General features: G+C 64.1%; 2 protein-coding genes. Both read left to right on the plus strand.

All coding sequences use genetic code 11. The features are described from left to right. A partial coding sequence (locus F1542_RS11670) for a TVP38/TMEM64 family protein (protein ID WP_193733193.1) occupies positions 1 to 369 on the plus strand: 369 nt, incomplete at its 5' end. An 87-nt stretch (positions 370 to 456) separates the two neighbouring features. After that, the coding region (locus tag F1542_RS11675) for a multidrug effflux MFS transporter (RefSeq protein WP_193733194.1) at positions 457 to 1,713 on the plus strand (1,257 nt) is incomplete at its 3' end.

A 1,713-nucleotide genomic window follows, 5' to 3' on the forward strand; every position in this document is an offset into this window, starting at 1 on the left:
CTGTGGGCGGGACGGCCGCGCATGCCCGCGCGGCTTGCGGCAACCATGGCGCGGCTGGACGGTTTTGTGCGGCACGAGCCGTTCGCGTCCGTCCTGACGCTGCGGCTCATGCCGGTGGGCTCGGCGCTTCTTCTCAACCTTGCGTCGGGCATGCTGGGGGTGCGGGTCATGCCGTTCATGCTGGCCACGCTGCTGGGCAGCCTGCCACAGACCGTCGTGTTCGTGCTGGTCGGATCGGGCATCCGGCTGCAGGGACCATGGCGCATCGGGGTGGCGGTCGTGCTGTTTGCCCTGTCCGCGCTGGTGGGGTTATGGCTTATGCGCCGCGTGCGCATGGGGCGCCCCGACATGGCACGGGTATCGCGATAGCGAATTGCAGCATGTCGTAATTAGATGGTGAAAAAGTGGAACCGGCTGGTCTACTAGTCCCCACAATCTTTTAATATGGAGTGCCTCATGGGCTCATCCGCAACGGCGGGCCATTCAGCGGAAAAGCCCGTGCCGGAAACAACAGCCCGCCCGATGGGGTGGATTGCGATCCTGCTGGGGTTCCTGACTGCGGTCGGCCCGGTTTCGACCGACATCTATCTTCCTGCCTTTCCGGAACTGGAAACGACGCTGCACGGGCGTGCGGGTTCCGCGCAGATGACACTGGCCATATGGTTCGTGGGGCTGGCGATCGGGCAGATCACCATGGGACCGCTGTCGGACCGTTTTGGCCGACGCAGGCCCATGCTGGTGGGCACATTGGTCTATACGCTGGCATCGGTCGGGTGCGCGATGGCGCGGGACATTCCCACGTTTTCGTTTTTCCGCCTGGTCGCGTCGCTGGGGGCATCGGCCAGCCTGATCATTCCCAGCGCCTGCGTGCGCGACATGTCGCATGGCAATGAATCCGCGCGTCTCATGTCGCGGCTGGTGCTGGTGATGGGGGTCGTGCCCATCCTGGCGCCCACGCTGGGGGGCATGGTGCTGTCGATTGCGTCATGGCGGTCGATCTTCTGGGCGTCGGCGATGTACGGGCTGATCTGTATCCTGCTGATCTGGCGTGTCCTGCCAGAGACGCTGAAACCCCAGAACCGCAGCGAGTTCTCGCCCGTCACCCTGTTCAGCCGGTACATGATGCTGGCGCGTGATCGTGGGTTCATCACCCATGCCATGATTGCCGGTTTTTCGTGCTTCATGTCGTTTACCTACCTGTCCGCCGCCCCGTCGGTGTTCCGTGGCCTGTTCGGCCTGTCGGCGGCGCATTTCGGCATGCTGTTCGGTGTGTTCGCGGTGTGCATGATCGGCGCGTCGCAGCTGAATGGCATGCTGGTGGGGCGTATTGACGCAGCCCGGATCCTTGGGGTCGCGGTAATGGTTGCGGTGGCGGGGACCATCGCCATGACTGCCATGGCCATCGTCATCGCCTTTGCCATGCAGCATGGCGGCCATCCGCCATTGTGGATGATGGGGTGCCTTATCCTGACCATGATGGTGTCCCTGGGCACCACGGGCATCGTCGGCCCCAATGCCACGGTGGGCGCGCTGGCTGACCATCCGCGTTTCGCGGGCAGTGCATCGGCATTCGTGGGCACGCTGCAATATGTGCTGGGTGCCGTGGCGGGGGCATTCGTGGGTATGCTGCCGACCAATTCCCCCATTCCCATGGCGGGTGTCATGCTGATGGGGGCCGCGATCATGCTGGTCATGGTGCTGCTGCGTCCCGCC

The sequence above is a fragment of the Komagataeibacter sp. FXV3 genome (genome assembly GCF_015155755.1).
In the GTDB taxonomy this organism is placed as follows: domain Bacteria; phylum Pseudomonadota; class Alphaproteobacteria; order Acetobacterales; family Acetobacteraceae; genus Komagataeibacter.